The organism is Vibrio mediterranei (genome assembly GCF_900088415.1).
Taxonomy (GTDB): Bacteria; Pseudomonadota; Gammaproteobacteria; order Enterobacterales; family Vibrionaceae; genus Vibrio; species Vibrio mediterranei.
This window is the reverse complement of sequence record NZ_FLLQ01000001.1, coordinates 959,043-981,513: the sequence shown is the minus strand read 5'-3', so window position 1 is coordinate 981,513 and position 22,471 is coordinate 959,043. Positions and strand designations below refer to the sequence as shown.

At 44.2% G+C, this 22,471-nt stretch carries 21 protein-coding genes; 17 read left to right on the top strand and 4 right to left on the bottom strand.

All coding sequences use genetic code 11. The annotated features are described in order from the left end of the window. Positions 1-30: 30 nt before the first annotated feature. From VME0621_RS04400 to VME0621_RS04370, 7 genes are all read left to right on the top strand, one after another. Positions 31-1,308 (top strand): NAD(P)/FAD-dependent oxidoreductase, encoded by a 1,278-nt coding sequence (locus VME0621_RS04400; RefSeq protein ID WP_062456073.1) that lies wholly within the window; start codon positions 31-33, stop codon positions 1,306-1,308. A gap of 78 nt (positions 1,309-1,386) precedes the next feature. Next, positions 1,387-2,253: an N-carbamoylputrescine amidase gene (gene aguB, locus VME0621_RS04395; RefSeq protein WP_062456070.1), complete on the top strand. Its 867-nt coding sequence runs from the start codon at positions 1,387-1,389 to the stop codon at positions 2,251-2,253. Positions 2,254-2,264: 11 nt separating this feature from the next. Further along, positions 2,265-3,347 (top strand): agmatine deiminase, encoded by a 1,083-nt coding sequence (gene aguA / locus VME0621_RS04390; protein ID WP_062456067.1) that lies wholly within the window; start codon positions 2,265-2,267, stop codon positions 3,345-3,347. A 66-nt stretch (positions 3,348-3,413) separates the two neighbouring features. Continuing rightward, on the top strand, positions 3,414-4,841 hold the full coding sequence (locus VME0621_RS04385) for an NAD-dependent succinate-semialdehyde dehydrogenase (protein WP_006070396.1): 1,428 nt from the start codon (positions 3,414-3,416) through the stop codon (positions 4,839-4,841). Between the two features lie 32 nt (positions 4,842-4,873). Next, positions 4,874-6,148, top strand: a complete 1,275-nt coding sequence (gene gabT / locus VME0621_RS04380) for a 4-aminobutyrate--2-oxoglutarate transaminase (RefSeq protein ID WP_062456064.1) — start codon at positions 4,874-4,876, stop codon at positions 6,146-6,148. A 390-nt stretch (positions 6,149-6,538) separates the two neighbouring features. Next, on the top strand, positions 6,539-7,729 hold the full coding sequence (manA, locus tag VME0621_RS04375; RefSeq protein WP_062456061.1) for a mannose-6-phosphate isomerase, class I: 1,191 nt from the start codon (positions 6,539-6,541) through the stop codon (positions 7,727-7,729). 173 nt (positions 7,730-7,902) lie between these two features. Further along, the gene (locus VME0621_RS04370) at positions 7,903-8,442 is read left to right on the top strand and encodes a GNAT family N-acetyltransferase (protein ID WP_006070399.1); all 540 of its coding nucleotides are present in this window, start codon (positions 7,903-7,905) and stop codon (positions 8,440-8,442) included. A gap of 76 nt (positions 8,443-8,518) precedes the next feature. On the opposite strand, the gene cscK is transcribed toward VME0621_RS04370, so the two are convergent. Further along, positions 8,519-9,439 (bottom strand): fructokinase, encoded by a 921-nt coding sequence (gene cscK, locus VME0621_RS04365; protein WP_062456058.1) that lies wholly within the window; start codon positions 9,437-9,439, stop codon positions 8,519-8,521. 165 nt (positions 9,440-9,604) lie between these two features. On the opposite strand from cscK, the gene VME0621_RS04360 reads away from it, so the two are divergent. Then, positions 9,605-10,612: a LacI family DNA-binding transcriptional regulator gene (locus tag VME0621_RS04360; RefSeq protein ID WP_062456055.1), complete on the top strand. Its 1,008-nt coding sequence runs from the start codon at positions 9,605-9,607 to the stop codon at positions 10,610-10,612. A gap of 240 nt (positions 10,613-10,852) precedes the next feature. Here the strand turns inward: VME0621_RS04360 and VME0621_RS04355 are convergent, their stop codons facing one another. Next, on the bottom strand, positions 10,853-11,035 hold the full coding sequence (locus VME0621_RS04355) for a hypothetical protein (RefSeq protein ID WP_038227355.1): 183 nt from the start codon (positions 11,033-11,035) through the stop codon (positions 10,853-10,855). 611 nt (positions 11,036-11,646) lie between these two features. On the opposite strand from VME0621_RS04355, the gene VME0621_RS04350 reads away from it, so the two are divergent. After that, positions 11,647-12,846, top strand: coding sequence for a carbohydrate porin (locus tag VME0621_RS04350; RefSeq protein WP_062456052.1), 1,200 nt, complete (start codon positions 11,647-11,649; stop codon positions 12,844-12,846). A 463-nt stretch (positions 12,847-13,309) separates the two neighbouring features. Here the strand turns inward: VME0621_RS04350 and VME0621_RS04345 are convergent, their stop codons facing one another. Next, positions 13,310-14,680 carry a YjiH family protein gene (locus VME0621_RS04345; protein WP_062456048.1) on the bottom strand — a complete coding sequence of 457 codons (1,371 nt, stop codon included), beginning with the start codon at positions 14,678-14,680 and terminating at the stop codon, positions 13,310-13,312. A 299-nt stretch (positions 14,681-14,979) separates the two neighbouring features. On the opposite strand from VME0621_RS04345, the gene VME0621_RS04340 reads away from it, so the two are divergent. The 8 genes from VME0621_RS04340 to VME0621_RS26880 all read left to right on the top strand — a co-directional run bounded on the left by VME0621_RS04340 (position 14,980) and on the right by VME0621_RS26880 (position 21,116). Then, positions 14,980-15,606 (top strand): hypothetical protein, encoded by a 627-nt coding sequence (locus VME0621_RS04340; protein WP_038166986.1) that lies wholly within the window; start codon positions 14,980-14,982, stop codon positions 15,604-15,606. A gap of 123 nt (positions 15,607-15,729) precedes the next feature. Then, the gene (locus tag VME0621_RS04335) at positions 15,730-16,038 is read left to right on the top strand and encodes an isoamylase early set domain-containing protein (RefSeq protein ID WP_006070410.1); all 309 of its coding nucleotides are present in this window, start codon (positions 15,730-15,732) and stop codon (positions 16,036-16,038) included. Positions 16,039-16,176: 138 nt separating this feature from the next. Next, positions 16,177-17,493: a peptidoglycan DD-metalloendopeptidase family protein gene (locus tag VME0621_RS04330; RefSeq protein WP_062456046.1), complete on the top strand. Its 1,317-nt coding sequence runs from the start codon at positions 16,177-16,179 to the stop codon at positions 17,491-17,493. Positions 17,494-17,520: 27 nt separating this feature from the next. Further along, complete coding sequence (locus tag VME0621_RS04325; protein WP_006070412.1) at positions 17,521-17,871, top strand: hypothetical protein; 351 nt, start codon at positions 17,521-17,523, stop codon at positions 17,869-17,871. A 125-nt stretch (positions 17,872-17,996) separates the two neighbouring features. Further along, entirely contained in the window at positions 17,997-19,358 is a 1,362-nt protein-coding gene (locus VME0621_RS04320; protein ID WP_062456043.1) for a DUF1800 domain-containing protein, read from the top strand. Between the two features lie 6 nt (positions 19,359-19,364). Then, complete coding sequence (locus VME0621_RS04315) at positions 19,365-20,498, top strand: DUF1501 domain-containing protein (protein WP_062456548.1); 1,134 nt, start codon at positions 19,365-19,367, stop codon at positions 20,496-20,498. A gap of 82 nt (positions 20,499-20,580) precedes the next feature. Continuing rightward, complete coding sequence (locus tag VME0621_RS04310) at positions 20,581-20,958, top strand: sigma-70 family RNA polymerase sigma factor (protein ID WP_231892905.1); 378 nt, start codon at positions 20,581-20,583, stop codon at positions 20,956-20,958. After that, positions 20,892-21,116 carry a sigma factor-like helix-turn-helix DNA-binding protein gene (locus tag VME0621_RS26880; RefSeq protein ID WP_503169817.1) on the top strand — a complete coding sequence of 75 codons (225 nt, stop codon included), beginning with the start codon at positions 20,892-20,894 and terminating at the stop codon, positions 21,114-21,116. The genes VME0621_RS04310 and VME0621_RS26880 overlap by 67 nt, the downstream gene beginning before the upstream one ends. 31 nt (positions 21,117-21,147) lie before the next feature. Here the strand turns inward: VME0621_RS26880 and VME0621_RS04305 are convergent, their stop codons facing one another. Continuing rightward, complete coding sequence (locus VME0621_RS04305; RefSeq protein WP_062456040.1) at positions 21,148-22,284, bottom strand: MalY/PatB family protein; 1,137 nt, start codon at positions 22,282-22,284, stop codon at positions 21,148-21,150. Between the last annotated feature and the right edge of the window lie 187 nt (positions 22,285-22,471).

The following is a 22,471-nucleotide window of genomic DNA, read 5'->3' as shown; positions in this document are numbered from 1 at the left end:
CCTGAAGCTGTAATCGAAAGGAATATAACCATGAACAAACATACTGATTCATATTATGCTCACTCAATCCCGAATGTAAGTGAGTACCCACAACTGCAAGACAATATTGAGTGTGATGTGTGTGTCGTAGGCGCGGGTTTCTCGGGTCTTTCCTCAGCTCTTCATTTAGCAGAAAAAGGCTTTAAGGTTGTAGTGCTGGAGAATGCGAAAGTAGGGTTCGGCGCGACAGGTCGTAATGGCGGCCAGATTGTTAACAGCTATAGCCGCGACGTAGACGTTATTGAGAGTCGCTATGGTGAAAAGCAAGCTAAGGCACTGTGTGACATGATTTTTGAAGGTGGTGATATCATTCGCGGCCTTATCGACAAACATAACATTGATTGTGATTTCAAGCTGGGGGGAATGTTTACTGCTCTGAATAATAAGCAATTAAAAGGTCTAGAAGAGCACAAAAAGCACTGGGAACGTTATGGTAACGATCAGCTTCGTATGATGGATGCGAGCGAAGTGGAAGCCGCAGTCGGTACCACTGCTTATAAAGGCGCTCTACTGGATATGCGTGGTGGCCATATTCACCCACTCAAACTGGCGTTGGGCGAAGCAGCAGCTGTAACGGCACTTGGCGGACAAATTTTCGAACAGTCCGGTGTGACTCGCCTGGAAAAAGGCGCCAATCCTGTTGCTCATACAGAAAAAGGCAGCGTAAAAGCGAAATACATCGTTCTTGCGGGTAATGCTTACCTTGGTGGGCTTGCTCCAAACATCAGCAATAAAGCGATCCCGTGTGGTACTCAGGTCGTAGCCACTGAGCCCCTTTCCGAGGCGCAACTTAAAGAGATCTTGCCATCAGATTACTGTGTTGAAGACTGCAACTATCTATTGGACTACTTCCGTCTTAGCGCGGACAAGCGCTTACTATTTGGTGGCGGTGTAGTTTACGGTGCTCGTGACCCAGAAAATATCGAAGGCATCATTCGTCCTAAGATGGAGAAGATCTTCCCACAATTAAAAGGTATCGGTATTGATTATAAGTGGACGGGTAACTTCCTACTGACTTATTCCCGCATGCCGCAATTTGGTGCTTTTGCAGACAATATTTATTACCTACAGGGCTACAGTGGCCACGGTGTTACTTGTACTCACCTTGCTGGCAAACTGTTGGCTGAAGCACTAACCGGACACGCAGAACGTTTTGACGCGTTCGCTGATTTAACCCACATCGCGTTCCCTGGCGGTCGTCATTTTGCTATCCCAATGACGGCGATGGGGGCGGCTTATTACAACTTACGCGACAAACTAGCAATCTAATTCAGAAAATAACAAGAAGTGCCTGCTATGACAGGCACTCAGTCAGCCTCAAACAAAGAATAGATAAAGGAAGATCCGATGAGTAGAGTAGTTAAATTTGCTGCGATGCAGTTAACCAAAACTTGGGATTTAGAAGCGAATCTAGAAAAAATTAAAGGTGCGATTCGCGAAGCCGCGGCAAATGGTGCGAATGTTGTACTACCTCAAGAACTCATGGCAGCGCCTTACTTTTGTAAGAAGCAAGAAGCCAAGTATTTTGAACTTGCTGAAGAAACGGATAACTCTCGTCTGATCACAGAGCTTAGCGCGCTAGCTAAAGAACTGAATGTGGTTATACCTGTGAGCTATTTTGAGAAAGCGGGAAACACCTTTTTCAACTCTTTAGTGATGATCGATGCAGATGGTACGGTACTAGAAAACTACCGCAAATCCCATATTCCAGATGGTCCTGGCTATAGCGAGAAATACTATTTCAGCCCTGGTGATACAGGATTTAAAGTATGGAAAACCAAGTTCGGTACTTTCGGTGCAGGTATTTGTTGGGATCAATGGTTCCCTGAGCTGGCACGTTGCTTAGTGCTTAACGGTGCAGAAGCTATTTTCTACCCAACAGCCATTGGTTCAGAGCCGCAAGACCTATCTCTGGATTCACGTGACCATTGGCAGCGTACTATGCAAGGCCACTCGGCTGCCAACCTTGTACCCGTTATCGCGTCTAACCGTGTAGGGGTAGAAGTGGATGATGGCATTGAAACTACCTTCTATGGTTCATCATTCATCACTGATCATACTGGCGGTAAGTTGGCAGAAGCTCCAAGAGAAGGTGAAACTATCATCTATGCGGAAATTGACCTAAAGGCCACTGCGCAAGCGCGTCACGCGTGGGGACTGTTCCGTGACCGTCGTCCGGACTTATATCAAGACATAATGAGCTTAGCTAAGTAACGAGGTAGCCGATGAAACTCGATACGACCCCAAAGCAAGACGGTTTCTATTTTCCAGCTGAATATGAACCAGTCAGAGAGGTCTGGTTGGCATGGCCTGAGCGTCGTGATAATTGGCGCGCTAGTGCAAAACCTGCGCAACAAACCTTTGCCAACGTGGCGAATGCGATTGCGGACGCAGTGTGTGTTTCTGTTGCTGTAAGCTCTTCGCAATATGAAACCGCAAGAAGCATGCTGCACTCGTCCGTCAAACTGGTTGAAATGGCATTCAACGATTCTTGGATGCGCGATATCGGTCCTACTGTTGTAGTGAATTCATCGGGAGAGAGACGCGGCGTCAGTTGGAAATTCAATGCTTGGGGAGGCGAGTTTAACGGCCTTTACGAAGACTGGAGTGATGACGATAAAGTTGCCGCATCCGTCTGTGATGTGTTGGGAATCGATCATTATCGCGCTCCTTTTGTTCTGGAGGGTGGCGCGATTCATACCGATGGCGAAGGCACGTTATACACAACTGAAGAATGCTTATTGAGTCCGGGACGTAACCCAGAACTAAGTAAACAACAGATAGAAGCGCTACTAGCCGAATATCTTGGTATCGAAAAGGTCGTCTGGCTTCCAAACGGTTTGTTTAATGATGAAACGGATGGGCATGTCGACAACTTACTTCACGTTGTCGCTCCAGCAAAAGTGGTACTAAGCTGGACGGATGATCCGTTTGATCCGCAATTTAAGTTATCACGTGAAGCGTATGCGGCGCTTAGTGCACAAACTGATGCACAAGGTCGAGCCATTGAGATTGTCAAAATCCCAGTTCCGGGTCCTCTTTACTATTCGCAGGAAGAAGCGAATGGAATTGAATCAAGCGATGGTATGAATCGTCACGAAGGTGAGCGACTGAGTGCTTCCTATGCTAACTTTTTGATGGTGAACGGGCATATATTTTTACCATTACTTGATGACCAGTATGATGATATTGCTATCGAGATTTTGACAAAAGCGCTTCCCGATTATGAGATTGTTGGCATACCAACACGAGAAGTTTTACTAGGCGGTGGCAATATTCACTGCATTACCCAGCAGATTCCCGCTTAGGATTCATCTGCTTTTTATCCACAGCATTCCTAGCGAAAGCTAGGAGTAGGAACAAAAGGAATTACCATGCAGCAAATAAATAATAAGAGCTTACTCTCCTTTATGGTAACGGCAGCGGACAACGCTGTAGCCGTGACAAACCCAGCAACAGGCGAACTTGTGGGTCATGCTCCTATTTCATCTGAACCTGAGCTGATGGATGCGATCGAGCGAGCTCATGTGGCGCAGAAAGAGTGGGCCAAAGTGCCAGCTAAGTCGCGCGCAGTATTATTAAACCGCTGGTATCAACTAATTCTTGAGAACAAAGACGACCTTGCTCGCATCATGACTGTTGAACAGGGTAAGCCATTGGCAGAAGCCGCGGGTGAGGTTCTGTATGGTGCCAGCTTTATTGAATGGTTTGCTGAAGAAGCCAAACGCACCTACGGTGACTCCATTCCTGGACCAACGGCAGACAAGCGCTTGGTAACCATCAAGCAACCTATTGGTGTCGCATGTGCGATTACGCCATGGAACTTCCCTATCGCTATGATCACACGTAAAGCAGGTCCTGCATTGGCTGCCGGTTGTAGTTTCGTTGTTAAGCCATCGGATTCAACACCGCTGTCTGCGTTTGCAATTGTGGAACTCGCGTACCAAGCGGGCATTCCGAAAGACGCGCTGCAAGTGGTTCTAGGTGAAAGTTCACGCAAAATCGGTGCGATCTTCACTTCTCACCCACTGATTCGCAAGCTGTCTTTCACTGGTTCTACTCAAGTGGGCAGTGTGTTAATGCAACAAGCCGCAAAAGACATCAAACGCACTTCAATGGAACTGGGTGGTAATGCGCCATTCATCGTCTTCGATGATGCTGATATTGATGCAGCTGTGCAGGGCGCTATGGCCTCTAAGTTCCGCAATGCGGGTCAAACTTGCGTCTGTGCGAACCGATTCTATGTGCATAGTAAAGTGTACGATGAGTTCGTAACGAAATTTGATGCAGCAGTACAGCAGCTAAAAGTCGGAAACGGCTTAGATGAAGGTGTCAACATTGGACCAGTTATCAATGAAAGTGCAAAACAGGGCATCCAAGCACTGATTGACCGTGCGGTAGAGCAAGGTGCAGTGCCTGTCACCCCTCTTAAACAATTAGACGGTTTGTTTATGCAGCCAGTCGTCCTCAAAGACGTGAAACACAGCATGGATATCGTTCAAGAAGAGATATTTGGTCCGGTGGCTCCAGTAATTCGTTTTGATACGGATGAAGAACTTATCGAAATGGCGAACGACACGATTTACGGTTTGGCGTCGTACTTCTACAGCCAGAACATCCACCGTGTTTGGAAAGTAGCAGAAGCACTGGAATACGGCATGGTCGGCATTAATGAAGGTATTATCTCGACAGAAGTAGCGCCGTTTGGCGGTGTGAAGCAGTCGGGTATTGGACGTGAAGGTGCGAAGCAGGGCATCGACGAATATATGGATGTGAAATACCTGTGCTTTGGTGGCAACTAAACGTCTAGCGGTAACAAATAAAGGACTAAACAATGAAAAACCAACAACTACACGAAAGAAGAAGCAAAGTTATCGCTCAGGGTATGGGCGCGCTGTACCCACTTTATGTTGAGAAGGCTGACAACGCTCATGTATGGGATGTCGATGGTAACAAATACATTGATTTTGCAGCGGGCATCGCGGTGACAAATACTGGGCACTCAAACTCGCGCATCACTGACGCTGTAAAAGCCCAGATCGACAACTTCTCTCATACTTGCGCTATGGTGACACCGTATGAATCTTTTGTTGAGCTGGCAGAAAAGCTGACTGACATTGCTCCGGGCGACTCGGAAAAGAAAGCTATTTTCCTAACAACGGGTGCCGAAGCGGTTGAAAACGCGGTGAAAGTAGCACGTGCTCATACTGGGCGTAGCGGCGTCATTGCCTTTAAAGGTGGTTTTCACGGTCGTACCAATATGACCATGGGATTGACTGGAAAAATCGCACCATACAAAGCGGGCTTCGGTCCTTTCCCGAACGAAATCTACCATGCACCTTATCCAAATGCGTTCCACGGCATCAGCACAGAAGATAGCTTACAGGCATTACAAGATTTGTTTGCTTGCGATATTGAACCTAGTCGCGTTGCTGCGATCATTTTTGAGCCTGTACAGGGCGAGGGTGGTTTTTACCAAGCGCCAGCGGAATTTGCTCAGGCACTACGCAGCCTTTGTGACCAGCACGGTATTATGCTAATAGCAGATGAAATCCAAACAGGCTTTGCCCGCACCGGTAAAATGTTCGCAACGGAGTATCTGGATATTGAACCAGATATGATGACGATGGCGAAAGGCATTGCTGGTGGTTTTCCAATCTCTGCTGTTGTAGGTAAAACGGAAGTTATGGATTCTGCGTTACCAGGTGGTTTAGGCGGTACTTATGCTGGTTCTCCATTAGGCTGTGTTGCCGCTTTGGAAGTGCTTAAGATAATTGAAGAAGAGCAGCTATGCGCTAAAGCCCAAGGTATTGGTGAAGTGGTTAATGCGCGTATGACTGAGCTTCAAAAAACGGTGCCTGCGATTGGTGAGATTCGCACCATTGGTGCAATGATGGCGATTGAGTTTACCGATCCACAATCGGGGCAACCACTTCAAGATGTTACCAAAGCGGTGATTAGCAAAGCACAAGAAAACGGTTTAATTCTGTTGTCTTGTGGCGTTAAAGCCAATGTTATTCGCTTGCTCCCGCCACTAACGATTGAATCAGATGTATTGGCAGAAGGTTTAGACAAACTGGAAGCCATCATCGCAGAAGTAGCGAAATAGAACGACGTTACGTAGGATAATATAAGCCCCCTCGATTCGAGCCCGAGGGGGCTTTTTTAATGTTCATGGCAATTTGTCTAGGAGTGATAAACCAAATTGTATCTTGGGTCTATCACAGTTTTTGCCTGTTCCCTTCAGCGGTTAATAATCTCTAACCGCTTAAGCTATGAAATAAAATGTATTGATTACAGCGGGTTAATGGATTGGTTTCTTCCCGAAGATACCATTTCTGCGTTGAATATCTTTTTTCAATCTCTTACTTAAAAACTATACAGTTTTACTCTAAAGTCTGCTAATTTGTGCTGACAAAATGAGAGTGATCAAAATCTCGACACCATGATTAAGATACATTGCTGCTCAGAAGAATTTAATAATCGCTTGGACTGAAAAATGAAACATCAACATTTCTTACCTATGCAGAACGTAATCCAAGATTATGCTTGGGGTAGCGTGACGTCTATTAACACTCTGTTTGGCATTGCCAACCCAGATAACAAACCACAAGCTGAGATCTGGATGGGTGCACACCCAGGCGGCTGCTCTGAAGTGGTCACCGCAGATAAGACTTTGCGTCTGGATCAGTTTGTTACTGATAACCTAAGTGATGTTTTGAGTGAAGCCATTAGCCAGAAATTTGGTGAGCTGCCTTACCTGTTCAAAGTCCTTGCTGCAGCGAGCGCTTTGTCTATTCAGGTTCACCCCAGCAAAGCTCAAGCAGAACAAGGGTTTGCCAAAGAAGAAGCCGCTGGTATCGCCCGTAACGCAGCAAACCGCAATTATAAAGATCCAAACCATAAACCAGAGTTGGTTTACGCATTGACACGTTACCAAGCAATGAATGGTTTCCGCTCTTATGAAGAGATCTTAAACAACTTCGAACAGCTTAATATTGAGGAGTTAGCGCCTCTTATTAATGCTTATAAAGCATCTCTGGACGCAACAGGTCTTGAGGCGTTGTTTGTTAGTATGCTGAAGCTTGACGGCCAAGCAAAAGATACGGCATTGAATAAGTTGCTTGCTTTCGCTGAGACCAAACAAGGCGACGAAACCTTTGAACTCATCTTATGGCTAAAAGATCTCTACCCTGGTGATATCGGTCTTTTCTCGCCATTATTCTTACACGTATTGACGCTTGAGCCGGGCGAAGCGATGTTCCTTCACGCTTGTACTCCACACGCATACTGTCGTGGTACTGGACTTGAAATTATGGCGAGTTCAGACAACGTACTTCGTGCAGGCCTAACGCCAAAACACATTGATGTTGAAGAGCTGGCTTCTTGTACCATTTTTGAACCTAAGCTGCGTGAGGAGTTGTTAACTCAACCAGAAATGGATAATGGTGCAGAGCACTATCCAATTCCGGTAGAAGACTTTAAATTTAGCGTCTACGTTGACCAGCAAGACCGATTTGTCAACGTCACAACACCAGAGATTCTATTTGCATTGGATGAGCCAATCGTATTGACGCATCTAGATGGCGAAATCATTTCGGTTGAACGCGGTCATTCAGTGTTCATCCCTGCTTCTGCGGGTAACTACAGCGTGACTTGTGCTGGCAAGTTCGCAAGAGCCTATTGCTAGCGTAATATGCTGCCAGTAGGGCAGTAATCCTACTTATAAAGGGAGATCGTGAAAGATCTCCCTTTTTTTGTGCAACTTGCCTATTACTTATGCAGCATGGATTGCATTTTAGTTGCAGATAATTAGTATGTAATGAAAGGATATGTAAAAACTTAAGCAGTAGGTACTATAAAATGGAATTTAGAGTAGCAGAATATTCTGACTACCAAAGTGTGGCGGAACTACACGCGGTAAGTTGGCAAAAAGCCTATAAAGGCATCATGCGTCAGTCGTATTTAGACGAGTCGGTTCTTGAAGACAAGCAACTGATTTGGCAAACCCGACTATTAAACCCTCCTTTCAGCCAACATGTCATTATTGCCGAGCACCAAGGCGAATTAGCGGGTTTTATCTGCCTGTTTGGTAATCACAATGTCGAGTTCGGTACTATCATTGATAACCTTCACGTTAGGGCAAGTGCGCAAGGCAAAGGTGTGGCGAAGAAACTGATTGCGTTGGCGATGGAATGGGCAAGTAAGTACTATCCGGACAATGGTGTGTTTTTGGAAGTACTGGCGGATAATTCGAACGCCATTAAGTTCTATGAATCCATAGGTGCGAACAGAGCGATGAAACAGCGTGGCGAATCGCCATGTGGGCGCCACGTCGATGAGTTTATCTATGTATGGAAAAATCCAGAAGCGTTGATGGAACAGTGTGTTGTGTCGGTGTAGTTTGCCTTTTCAAACAATCGAATTAAAAAAACGCCTAACATGAATCATGTTAGGCGTTTTTGTGTTGTGTCAGGAGCTACTTGATGTATTCCAAAAGTGCATTTTCATTAGGCAGTGCGGTCATTGCGCCTTTTTGCGTGGTTGCCAATGCCCCACAACCGTTAGCCCATCGTACAGCGTCATGAATGGTTTCATCATTTACCCAGCTTTCTGTTTTCGACAGGCGAGTTAGCAGACCACCAACAAAGGCATCGCCTGCACCTGTCGTATCGACGGGTTTTACTGGAGTGCCAGCAATCAACTCTTGTTGTGCGCCACGAATAACCAGTGCTCCTTTCGCTCCTTGAGTAATCAAGACCAATGTATTGCTAAAGGATTCAAGTGCTTCAATACCTGCTTCTAAGGTATTGGTGTCTGTGAGGAACATGAGTTCGTCATCTGAAAACTTAACTACATCGGCCAGCGCAATAGCTTCTCGGCAAACAGGTTTGATTAAGTTTTGATCGCCCCAGACCTCATCACGTAAGTTGGGGTCGAAGCTAACAAAGCCTCCAGCAGCCTTAATTTGTTTCATTGCGTCAATCGTAGAACTGCGGCTAGGTTCATTGGCAAGAGCGATTGAACAAACGTGCAGCCACTCGCCTTTTTCGAAAGCAGGAATGTCACTTTTTTGCATAAACTGGTCGGCACTAGGCTTAACCATAAAGGTAAAGCTGCGCTCACCGCTGTCATCTAAGTCAACAATAACGGTAGAAGTGCGCTGTTGCTCATCAAGCAGCATATAGTCGGTATTGACGTTTTCGTCGCTCAAAGTCTGCTTCATGAAGCGACCTAGCGGGTCTTGTCCGACGCGACCGAAAAATCCAGTGTTACCACCTAAACGTGCGATAGCCACAGCTACGTTTGCAGGCGCACCACCTGGACATTTCAAATAGGTAGTTGCCGTATCTGGTATTAAATCTACGACAGCATCTCCGGTTACCCACACTTTGCTCATGAGAAAAATCCTGTATTAACTAAGTTGTTTTTAGTTTACTAAATCGATTTAGCAAAGAAAATGTGTTTTAATAAACCTCTAATGGATTGAAAATGAATTTGTGATCTCACACACGATCTTTTAGGAAAATAAGATCAAACTGACCGAGTGGAAGAGTAGGAAGGAATGAGCAAAAAATTAAAACTTGCTGACATAGCAAAACTCGCTGGTGTATCGAAATCAACGGTGAGTTTTGTATTGAATGGGCATGCAGAAAAGCATCGAATCACGAAAGAAACCGTGGAGAGAGTACTGCATGTTGTGCAAGAGAATAACTATTCGCCTAGTGTTTATGCCCGAGCGCTAAAATCGAAAAAGAGTTCTACTTTCGGGCTTGTGATCCCCGACCTACTCAACCTTGGTTTTGCGTCTATTGCCAAAGAATTGGAACGTCTTTGTTTAGCATCAGGCTATCAGTTATTACTGGCTTCAACCGATGATGACCCTGAAACAGAAATGCGCGCAGTAGACAATCTAATATCACGTCAAGTCGACGGCATCATGATTGCGTCTTGTCTCACCAGTGATGCTTTCTATAGCGGATTACCTGACGATCTTCCGCTCGTTTTCTTTGACCGTTCGTTCGAATCTTCAGATTTTAATATGGTGACCACTGACGCTTACGATGCAACGAGACTGTTATTAACGGAACATACGAAAAACGTGGCAGAGTGTATTTTTATTGGTGGACAATTAGAGCTTTCACCAAGTAAAGAACGCTATCAAGGTTATGTAGATGCGTTAGCTGCAAACCAAATTCCATTGAATCAGAACTTAGTGTTCAATCGTGATTATCAGCCTTCAAGTGGTTACGACATGATGGCAGCGTGTGTTGATGAACTTGGTCGATTGCCACACTGTTTATTTACGGCATCTTATTCATTGTTAGAAGGGGTGCTGCGCTATCTTAACGAACATGATCTGTTTGCAACAGCAACCAATGCTCGGATGCGAATTGCTACGTTTGATAATTACGCCATATTGGACTGCTTACCGTTACAGATAGACTCTATAGAGCAAGACTGTAGCCAAATAGCGTCGGAGGTATTTGATTTCCTGCAAAAAGCCATGTCTGACTCCAATTACCAATGCAAGGCTAGTGTTCCTGCTGTCATTCGTCAGCGTCACAACTAAATACATTTATCGTGACGCTGTCACTTACTGGCTGATCTCAAAATAGAGAAGGAAGGCGCTCAAATCTGGTACGAAGTACCAAAGTAATGCCCAGTAAGCTTGCTCATTTATATAATGTGGCTGCTCTTGATTAAGACTTTTAGCCTGTCAAACGAACTTCATCGTGCAGCTCTACTGTACAAAAAGCAAAACGACCAGCCTGCAGCTGGTCGTTTTGCTTATAAGATTTGTAGTTCCATATTAGCGGTAGCTTCGCTTGGATGTGCTTAGTTCCATAATCATGGCTAATTCTTCTTCCGTAACCAAATCGCTGGGCTGTTGGCGTGTTGATAAACGCTCAACAAATCGCTTCACGTCGCGAAGCTGCTCAGTATTTAAATGATGCATAGCGTCGACAATGTCTTTTTCTAGCGCATGGTTCATATCAGCATCACTCCTTTGTTTTTCCTTATCTCTAACTTAGACCATATGAGTCTAATAGCAAGGCTTTTATGCATATTGTTACACTTGATATCTATAACACTGCATGGATAACGAGAACTAGATTAATAGAAAGGCAATACAAATAGTGTGGAAAAAATAAACATGAGCATTAGAGGTGATATAGAAAATACATTCACACCATTGTTACATTTTGGAAACTGATAATTAATAATTTAAATAGTAGTTAAGAATTACTATGTGTGTGAGCAAGATCACTGAAAGTAATTTATCCGCCAAAAAGTTCCCCTAAATTACCTCAATAAATGTTTTTAAAGCTAAATGTATATTTATTTATATATAAATAATTGATAAATAAGAACATTTGCATTTTTATAAAAACGTGATTTAGATAGGCATTTTCAAATTCTTAGGATTGCTGCATGTCGGGATATTAGTGAAAATTTGTCTCGTTCATTCGGTACATGATTTTCAAACTTTTGAGTGATGTGACTGGTGAATGAGTTTTCAAAGTTTAACGATGCTTATTCACGACAACTCAATAGCTTTTAAAAAATAACAAAAATAGTTAATTACAATCCTTGGGGTTAATAATGAAAAATACTTTCAAACTATCGCTAGCTGCAGTACTTGTTTCTTCTGCAATGGCGGCAAACGCTGGTATCGCGATCACTGATACTGAAACTGGTAAGTTCTCTATTGGTGGTGATGTTGAATTTGATTTCAACTACCAAGATCTAAACTCAGAAAGAGACTTTGATGCTAACAACGGTGGTTGGGTTGAGGGCAGCAGTAACTCAAACTTTAACCAAACTGGCCGAATTCTTCTAGAGTTTGCTGGTGAACGTTACACTGAATCAGGACACGTTTTCCAAGTAAACGTTCAACCTCTAATGGAAAGCAGTGGTAATGTTGCACTGGATGACGCATGGTTTGCATTCGGTAAACAAGATGGTTGGAACTTGCGTATGGGTCGCTTCGAAGCGTTCGATATGTTCCCTGTAGGTCAAGATACGTTCCTGGAGTACTCTGGCGATACTGCTAACGATCTATATGTTGATGGCAACGCATATGTTTACCAGATGAAAGAGGGTCGCGGTCGTGGTTCTGATGGCCAGATCATGTATAGTCAAACTTTTGATAATCTGTACGTAGAATTGGGAACTATGATTGGTGACCGTTCAGTTCTATTTGGAAGTTCAAAAGCGACAGATCCAACTGGTGGCGAAGTTACTTACCACGGTAAGAAAGTTGTTAACAACAAAGACTCTGTTCTAATTCGTCCAGTTGTTGGTTACCAAGCAGGTAATTTTGGTATTGCAGCCTCCATGGAAGCAAACCTTGTTAAGAACGCTGTGATTGTAGAAGATGGCGTAAACGGTGAAGTTGATATCTCTGACCGTATCGGCTACGGCGTGACTACTAACTACACGACAAATGATTGGAACTTGATCGCCAACTTTGCATACATGGATGCGGTTGATGAAAATAACATGACAGTTGGCGTTAACGCTCTCTACAAAGGTTTTGGTCTTGGCTACATTTGGGCAAACAACGAGTACGAAAACAATAAAGTTAACACTAATTGGGCTGACGGTAACGTAGAAGTGAGCACTCTGTATGCTTCTTATGAGTTTGCTAATGTACTGCAAGTTGAAGACTTCTCTCTTTATCTAGGCGCATACTACACTGACGTGAACAATAAACTTGATTCACAAGCAGACACTTCAAACTACGCATTTAGCGAAGATGCAGACAAAGGTGTTCGCGTACGCTTCAAGTACTTCTTCTAAGCGCTTAGCCGTATAGAACAGAAACACTGCCTTAAATAAACGGAGCCCATTGGCTCCGTTTTCTTGTTTGGACTACTGGTATCAATAGTCGTACAATTACCTGAGATTCCCCCAAAACACTTCACTTGCATCCCGACATTGGCGAATGCTTACCACGTCTTACCCTCACCATTATGTTCTCGTTGATTTTCTCATAACTTATCTCTTCAAAAAGCCTCTACACGATGCGATGTTGGACCGTAATTAATAACAGTAGGCGTTGTCCAATAATCAATAACAACACTACTCTGTTGCCATGTGGGCGCTTAAATTAGCGAGTTTGCTATTGAGTACAGCAATTAGTTAAGGGAAAGGGGAAAGGTTTGGATTATGGTTGATACGATGGTTTGAATGGAAACGCAAAAGGTAAGCCATACTAAAAAGGCCCACCGAAGTGAGCCTTTTAACTGAGCAATATGTTTTACTAGAAAATCAAATGCGCGACACCAGCGATAACAGGTAACGTAATCAAAGTACGCAGGATGAAGATAGCAAACAGTTCGAAGATGTTTACTGGGATACGGCTACCAAGTAGTAGCGCCCCCACTTCAGACATGTAGATAAGCTGAGTAACGGACATCGCAGCGATAACAAAACGCGTCATTTCACTATTGATTGATGCTGCTAGGATTGACGGAATAAACATGTCTGCAAAGCCAACAACCATAGTCTTGGATGCCGCAACTGCTTCAGGTACGCCCAATAACTCTAGGTAAGGAATAAACGGTGTACCTAGCGTTTCAAACACTGAAGTGTATTCAGCGATAACAAGCGCGACTGTACCTAGGCCCATAACCACAGGAAGAACCCCAAACACCATATCTACGGCATTCTTAATACCTTCGCCAAACACCGATTTTGCAGAGGTAACAGTGCCTGCTCTTTTAAGTGCTAAATCAAGACCCCAAGAGAAAGTAGAATGGCCCTCAGGAATCACTTCAGCATCTTTAGCTGGTTTAGTGCCGTCAATGAACACGTCTTTTTTGTTACGTAGTGGCGGCAAACGAGGAATGATAATCGCTGCAACGACACCGGCTAAACAGATAGCGCCATAAAACGGTAAAAACAGGTGCTCAAGCTCAACCTGAGCGATAACCACTAAGCTGAACGTGATTGATACTGCTGAGAACGTAGTACCAATAACGGCTGCTTCACGCATGGTGTAGAATTTGTTTTCGTACTGCTTGCTCGTTAGAAGAATACCAACACTACCGTCACCTAACCAAGACGCCATACAGTCGATAGCACCACGACCTGGTAGGTTGAATACTGGGCGCATGATTTTACTTAGTAACGCACCAAATAGTTCTAATAAACCAAAGTTAAGCAAAAGAGGTAGCAATAAACCTGCAAAGATAAATACGGCAAATAGAGTGGGTAGCAGGCCTTCAAGTACTAGACCACCGGTATTTTCTTCCCAAATCGCTTGAGGACCAACTTGGAAGTAAGTCATTACTACCGCTAAGCCACCGATCAAACGGACTGCTAACCACATTGGACTTGGATTAAATAGACCGTTTAAAAATTCATTATTATTAATGAATGCAGGCTTAGCAATGCGAGTGATGACTGACGCGATAGCCATAAATGCGATGATAGCTGTAACTAGAGGTACGATGAAGTCGCCAACCGCCGCTTGTAATGATTTAGCTAAGACAGCTACAGGTATAGTTAGACCGCCGTCAAAGGTGATTGGAGCCATAAACAGGAACAGGCCAATTAAAGACGGGATGAAGAACATCCAGAAGTTGCCTTTCTTTCCAGACTCAGGAACAGATTGAGCGCTATTTTGCATTTTTCTCTCGTGTTACAACTAGTTAATAATGGACAATTCCATTGCCTATTTATTCACTAAACATCCATATTTGCTCATTGCGCGCAAGATTACTGCTTTTTATCAATCAAGGCAATACTATTCATCAACAAAGACTAAATATTCACAATTTAGTACTGATGTCGCAAATGATATGCAAAACAATGTTCGGTGCTAAGGCTAGGTAAATCTGTCTAAGTATAGTGGGTTGTTACTCTTTGAGCTTAGTAATCGAAAGCGCTACACTGAACGAAGAACTTAACTTATTGAGAATCATCACAATGCCTCGCAAGAAACTTCCAGTGCCACTGATTTTACTGATCCCACTTTGTCTTCTCGTCGTTGTCATTGTGGCTGGAGTCTATCGATTTTCGATGAGTGATGAGGAGATACTGGCCAAATTCCCATCTCATCAAGCAGAAAAGGCCGATGTCGTCGTAGAGACTATTCTAGGCGTGAAGGTGGCTAATCCATGGACAATTCAGGTACCAGAAACCAGTGCGTTCTCTCTACTCACTGACATCGATATTGATAAACAAGTGGCTGCAGGTAGTTATGATGATGGTATGGAGCGTGGCAACGTATACCTACTGTATCAATTTAAGCAACTCATGTTTGAAAACAATAAGCTTCATTTCGCTGTTGTACCATTTGCCGTGAGTAACCAAGGCTCGGGAGTCTTCTATTACCTTGGCTTGTTTAATTGGGACGAATCAAGACAGCGAGTAATCCTTATTAACGCTAAACTAGCAGGGGATCGCGTGGATATTGAATCTTTAGACTTATCTGGACAGGATGTAACAATGAAGTTCAAAAGCCATGGCCCTGAACAGTCAATGGCGGAGACGCCAACAAAGGAAAACTCACTGGTTTGCACACTGAAAAATGGCAAATTGACAGGATGTTAATTGGAATTTGTTTCCAGCCGTAAATGATATGCATCTTTGTCACTTATTATGTTGAGAATGTGAGCTTGATTACATAATATGACACTTTGATGTTGTTATTTTTTAGACAAACGGAGCTTGCAAATGATCAATAAGCGTTTTTTTAAAACTAAAGATGAAGTGGAAGTCACATTCGAACTGGATGCGACCAATATTGAAAGTGCGGTACTAGTAGCAGAGTTTCACGATTGGCAACCTATGCCAATGAAAAAAGTTGCGAAAACCAAGTCTTTCAAATATAAAACTCGTCTGCCAAAAAACGCGGAATTTCAATTCCGCTACCTTGTGAATGAGAATGACTGGGTTAATGATGCTGAAGCGGATAACTATGTACCAAATGGCTTCGGTGCTGATAACTGTATCGTAAAAACAGAACAAGCATGTGAAGCCTAGCTCTCAGTAATGCTGATTTTGTAGAAAGCGAAGCGACAAGCTTCGCTTTTTTACATTCTCATCACAGGTTTTACCTTAATTTTCCTCTCAATCGGATGCAATTCGCCGAAGAAACGATTAATCTGTTGGCTCTTTTTAATGGAATGCATTGGAACCATTGTGCAATCGAATCAACCTATAGACGGCGTATGCACGGCAAAAGCGCCGTCACGAAAACTAAAACGCGGCCTAGCTTTTACCGTGCCTCTTATCGCGGCGTTTCTGTTTCTTCATAGTCTGCCTAGTTCAAACCTCAACGGAACGGTAGAGCTAGACCTCAATGATTCACCAATCGCCAAAGCCATCACTCCTGAGCCAACCAAAGCTGAACTACCACCTAAATTCGCCTATACCGTAAAGTCAGGTGACAGCTTGAGCCAAATTTTCGACCAACTTGGTTTTCCGTACTCAGACATGATGTCAGTAATGGAAACCGATTTGGATTACTTAGTGCTCGACACGCTGCGTCCCGGTGACAAGATGCGATTTTGGCAAGATGAAGCCTCTGGCGCACTCGGTCAATTGGAAGTTCAACGTAGTGTGGCCGAGAAAGCCGTTTATACTCGGCTAGACGACGGTAGCTTTGAATTTAAGGATGTCTCTATTCCCGGCGTGTGGGAAAGCGTGGCTTTGGTCGGTGAAATTCACGGCAGCTTCTCTTCTTCAGCGAACAAATTGGGTTTAAACCCTCGTGAGATTGACCAAGTTGTTACACTGCTTAAAGACAAACTGAGTTTCACTCGCGACCTTCGTGCTGGTGACCGTTTTGAAGTTGTTAAAAACAGCCAGTTTGTTGATGGTACCGCGACAGGTAACTCTGAAATACAAGCGATTAAGATCTTTAATCGTGGCGCGATGTACTCAGCTTACCTTCATACTAATGGCCAGTACTATGATGCCAAAGGTGACAGTTTACAGCGTGCATTTATGCGCTATCCGGTGAAAAATCATCGAATTACCTCAGGCTTTAACCCTAATCGTCGTCATCCTGTAACAGGCAGGATTGCACCGCATAACGGTACTGATTTCGGTGTTCGTACTGGTACTAGTGTTTATACCACTGGTGATGGCGTTGTTGCTATGGTGCGCAACCACCCATATGCAGGTAAGTATATCGTTATCGATCATGGTGGTCCGTACAAGACTCGTTATCTTCATTTAAGTAAGATTCTAGTGAAGAAAGGGCAAAAAGTGACTCGTGGTACTCGTATAGGCTTGTCTGGAGCGACTGGGCGAGTGACTGGGCCTCACTTGCATTACGAATTGATTTCTCGTGGGCGACCAGTTAATGCTATGCGAGCGAACATTCCTATGGCAGACTCTGTGCCCAAGAACGAGCTCAAGCAGTTTATTGCTCGTCGCGATGAGTTAGACTCTATGCTTGAGAAACAAGAAACTAAACTGGCGAGCTTGTAGTTCGCTAGGTTAATAACGGTATTGATAATGCAACAACTAGAATTTCAACTACTTGTCATGCAGCTTTGCGAGTTCAAAACGCTCCCAGATGCATTGAATAAGCTTAAAAGCGTCGAGAACCAAGAGATTGTCGAAGCAGCAAACAGTTTAAGCGGTCAATTTGCATTAGCGGATGTCGATGGTGAACAGCGTATTTATCATGTATTCACCGATATCGATGATAACGGTGACGAGCAAGAATACGTAGAGCACATTATGAACGAAGGTGACGATATCATTAAGTTTGTCGCTTGGTTCTTCGACGCTATGTTCGAAATGAAGCAAAGTGACACGTATAAGGCGGCAGGTAAGACTTACAAGCAACCTAAACGTTCTTAATCCTATCCGGATAAAGTCAAAACGGCGCTCAAATGAGCGCCGTTTGTTATTTTATCGTCAGGGCAGGTGTGCAATTTTTGCTTAGTGTGTAATGCTTTAGGTATCGCATACTTACAGAGGTTGCCATGGAGAACAAGGACACTGCTCAATACATTGTTTCGCAGCGATTTGGTTTTGGGCCAAGAGTTGGTGATGCTAAGCTTGAACCCAGTTTAAATGAGCAACTCAAAGCTCAGGCTTATACTCATAAGGCGATTTCATCGCTTCCATCTACCGATGAAATGTTGGCACATTTTGGTGACCTGAATCGAAGACGAAAGGCAGCAAAAAGCGCAGAAGAGAAAAAACAGTTTACCAAAACCAATAACGCGTTTTTTCAAGAAAACTTCCGCAATCTTGTTCATGCGAGAAACATACAAACCCTATACACTCCACTAAGCTTTCAAGAACGTTTAATCCAATTTTGGAGCAACCATTTTGCGATCTCCGCGGATACACGTAGAGTCCGTCCAATTGCTTCTGGTGTTGAAAATGAAGTAATCAGAGAGCTTTGGTCTATCGATTTTCCGAGTATACTGGTAGGCGTGATTCAACACCCCAGTATGCTGATCTTCCTTGATAACCACCAGTCAGTTGGGCCTAACTCCAAAGCAGGGCAAAAGCGCAATAAAGGACTCAATGAAAACTTAGCTCGAGAGATTTTAGAGTTGCATACTTTAGGCGTGGATGGTGGCTATACACAAAACGATGTTGTTGAGCTCGCGCAGGGTATCACTGGTTGGACGGTGAGCTTTAAACCGGACAGTCCAGGTTATCGCTTTTCATCGACCATGCATGAACCTGGTGCGATTAACGTATTGGGTAAAGTGTACGATCAGCAAGGTGAAGAACAGGGCATGAGCTGTCTTCGCGATCTTGCAAATCATGAAAATACCGCAAGACATCTATGTGGCAAATTGGTCGAGCATTTCTACGGTGTAGGACACTCTTCATTGGTAGATAAACTCACCAAAGTCTGGATAGATAACGAAGGCATGTTAATTCCGGTATATCTGACATTGATTAATAGCAGCCTCAAAAATAAGGATGAGCGCCTGCGTTTTCGTACACCTCAGGAATGGTATTTTGCCGTGCTCCGCAGCGCCGATTTTGAACCCAACCAGAAGCAGATGCATTCAATGTTGAGACAATTAGGGCAAGAACCGTTTATGTCAGGGTCGCCCGCAGGGTGGCCTGATAACGACGCTGATTATAATAGCTCGGCCGCATTGACTCAGCGTTGGCAAGTCGCCAACCAAGTGGCTAAGCTTCTGATTACCCAGATTGAGCGCAGTAAACAGAATCCGGATGACAGGGTGACACAGATTGCACAACGCCTTTATGGTAATGAAGTCGATGAACACCTACTGACTGCGTTAGAAAAGGCACAAGATGCCAGTTCCAAGTTTGTTGCGCTTTGGATGAGCCCACAGTTTCAATATAGGTAAATGGTTATGACGACACGACGACATTTTTTGAAAGGCGTAGGAGCGGCGTCTCTGGTTACCTTGCTACCCAATTTCTCCTTTGCGTCAACGCAAAGCCCAAATGTACTCATTTGGATAACACTTCGTGGCGCGATGGATGGCCTCAACGTGGTAGTACCAAGTTTTGATGAGCATTACCAAAAGTTGCGGCCAACAATAGCACTCACCAAAGATCAGCTTAACCCGTTAGAGAAAGGGTTTGGCTTACATCCAGCATTAAAAAGTGTTCATCAGATGTATCAAGACAAGCAAGTCATGTTTGTTCATGCTTGTGCCACTGGTTATCGAAGTCGTTCTCACTTTGATGGTCAGAAGATTCTAGAAAATGGCTCCACGGATCCATTTGATCCTGTGGGGTGGTTGAATCGCTTTTTGTCGACACAACAGAACAACCAAGCGATTGCTATTGATGCCGGGCTACCATTGATTGCTCAAGGTGATGTCAAAGTCAGCAGTTGGTTTCCTCACAAGCTAAAAGCTAAAGAAGAACAAGCCAATTTACTTGCCGAAATGTTCCAATCTGATGCCAAACTCTCTGCAAACTTTGAAGAAGCAATGAAGTTAGAGTCAATGTCCATGGGCGGCAATCAAAATAAACAATTTACCAACTTAGCCAAGCAGGCTGGCAAGTTTGTGAGCTCGCCCAATGGGCCTAATATCGTAGTGCTAGAGCTGGGCGGATGGGACACACACTCGTCGCAAGGGGCGGACAAAGGAAGACTTGCCAATCAGCTCAATAAGTTTGATCAAGGTATGGCAGCGTTAAAATCCGCATTAGGCGAAAAATGGCAGTCGACTGTGGTAATTGCAGCGAGTGAGTTTGGACGAACCGCCGCCGAGAATGGGACCAAAGGGACCGATCACGGCACAGGCAATGCGATGTTGGTAATGGGAGGAGCAGTACAACGCTCTAGGGTTTTATCCGATTGGCCAGGATTAGCTAGCAATCAGCTCTATCAGGGGCGTGACTTACAACCAACGTTGGATGTTCGTGCAGTCATCAAAGGTGTATTAGAGCAGCATATGGGGGCGGATCAAACGACGCTCAACAACACTTTCCCAGAGACGCAAGATATTCAGCCTATTCGTGTTTTATCATGACCTTAATGCATCGGCAGAAATATGGGGTTGCTTCGTCTTAAAGAGATTAACTAAGGCAATGTGGGGTTAGGAGCCTGGGTTTATGCTTGCAGAATGGCAAAATCACAAAACAAAACTAAGAAATTACATCGCGAAACAAGTGGATGATGAGCATTTTGTTGACGACATTTTGCAGGATGTTTACATCAAAGCGAGTGATAATTTACATCAGCTCAAGTCCCAAGGAAGTTTGAGTAGTTGGCTATTTCGCATTGCCCATAATACGATTATGGATCACTACCGTCAGCGTCGTGATTTCGACCAGTTACCGCAAGATCTTGTTCATGAAGAGCCGGATACGGCAGAGCAGGCTCATCAAGAGGTGGCACAATGTTTAAGACCGCTCATAGATGAATTACCAGAGCAGTATCGCACACCTATAATACTGGCGAACTTGAGGGAATATCTCAAAAAGAGATAGCGGAGCGAATGGGGATATCGTTATCTGGTGCTAAGAGTCGAATTCAACGAAGCCGAATCAAGCTGAGGGAGCATATCATGCGATGTTGTGATATCGAAATCGGTCACGGCGGTGTGACCGATTATGCTCCAAAGGAAGCGTGGTTAAATCGGCAGTGAATCTCCCCTTAGCCAGTAAGGGGAGTGGGATTTAGAGAGATTTAATTGCGGTGTGCAACCTAGCAAATGACGCTTGGATCTGTGCTCTGTCCACTGCGATATTCATGCGATAGTAATTAGGGTTGGTTTCGCCAAACCATGCACCCGGAGTCAGCCCCATTTTTGCCTCGTTAACCAGCAAAGACTTCAGCGCATCCGGCGCTAGTTGTAACTTGGAAAAATCGAACCAGATTTGGTTGGTACCCTCAGGTTTATACATGGTGATTTCTGGCAAAGATGAGGCAACAAACTCTGCGATCCAATGAACAGTGGTTTGAGTGTATTGTAAGTAGCCTTCAAACCATTCTCGACCTTTCTCGTAAGCAGCGATGGTGGCATAAGTTGTTAGCGCATTCCCATGGTCGATAGCCAATGAACTCACGGTGTATATATATCCGTTCGCTATGCTGTTAAGTCCAAAGTTTTTAGCGGGTGAGCCAATAATAGAAACCGCTTTCTCGTATCCCAAAGAAACAATTGATGTGAATGTATGAGCGTCGAAAACGATATCGGCATGGATTTCGTCACTAACGATAATCACATCGTAACGGCGGGCAATATCGACCATCGTTTGAAGTTCAGAGCGAGTCCAAACACGACCAACAGGGTTATGAGGGTTACACAAAAGAACCATTTTGGCATTGCCCTGTTTGAGTTGCTGCTCAAAATCGTCAAAGTCGATGGTGTAGTGTCCATCTTCGATCTTGAGAGAATTACCTGCAACCACTCTGCCTGCCGATTCAATCAATCTGCGGAACTGATGATAAACCGGTGTTTGAATCAATACGCCGTCGCCTTGCTGGGTAAATTCGCGAATCAACAGGGCAATAGCACTCAAGACGCACGGTACTTGCACGAAGTGATTTGGGTCTAATGACAGGTTATGCGCGGTTTCATTCCAGCGCGCAATGGCTGAAAAAACTCGAGAAGAGTCGAACTCGTAAGCGTAAACTTCGCGATCAACAAGACGTTGTAATTCCTGCGTAATTGGATTTGCAATGGGAAAATCCATATCAGCGACCCAATAGGGTACGACATCGTTTGTTCCGTAAAACTGGTTCAACATGGCAGAATCATGTTTGATAAAGTTGTTCTGCGTAGCGGACGTTGATGAGGTTACTTTAAACATAGGTTTCTCTTATCATAAATAAGTGGTCATTAAATTAGACGGTGCTAATTCAAAAAAGACGCAGAGAATTTTGCTTTTTTGAGCAGAACAGTAGTTTTCTCATGCCGCTTGAGTTATAAATTCACTATCACTTTCCTAGGAGTACACGCCTACATGAACAACTAACTCAATTTCGATCGTTTTATAC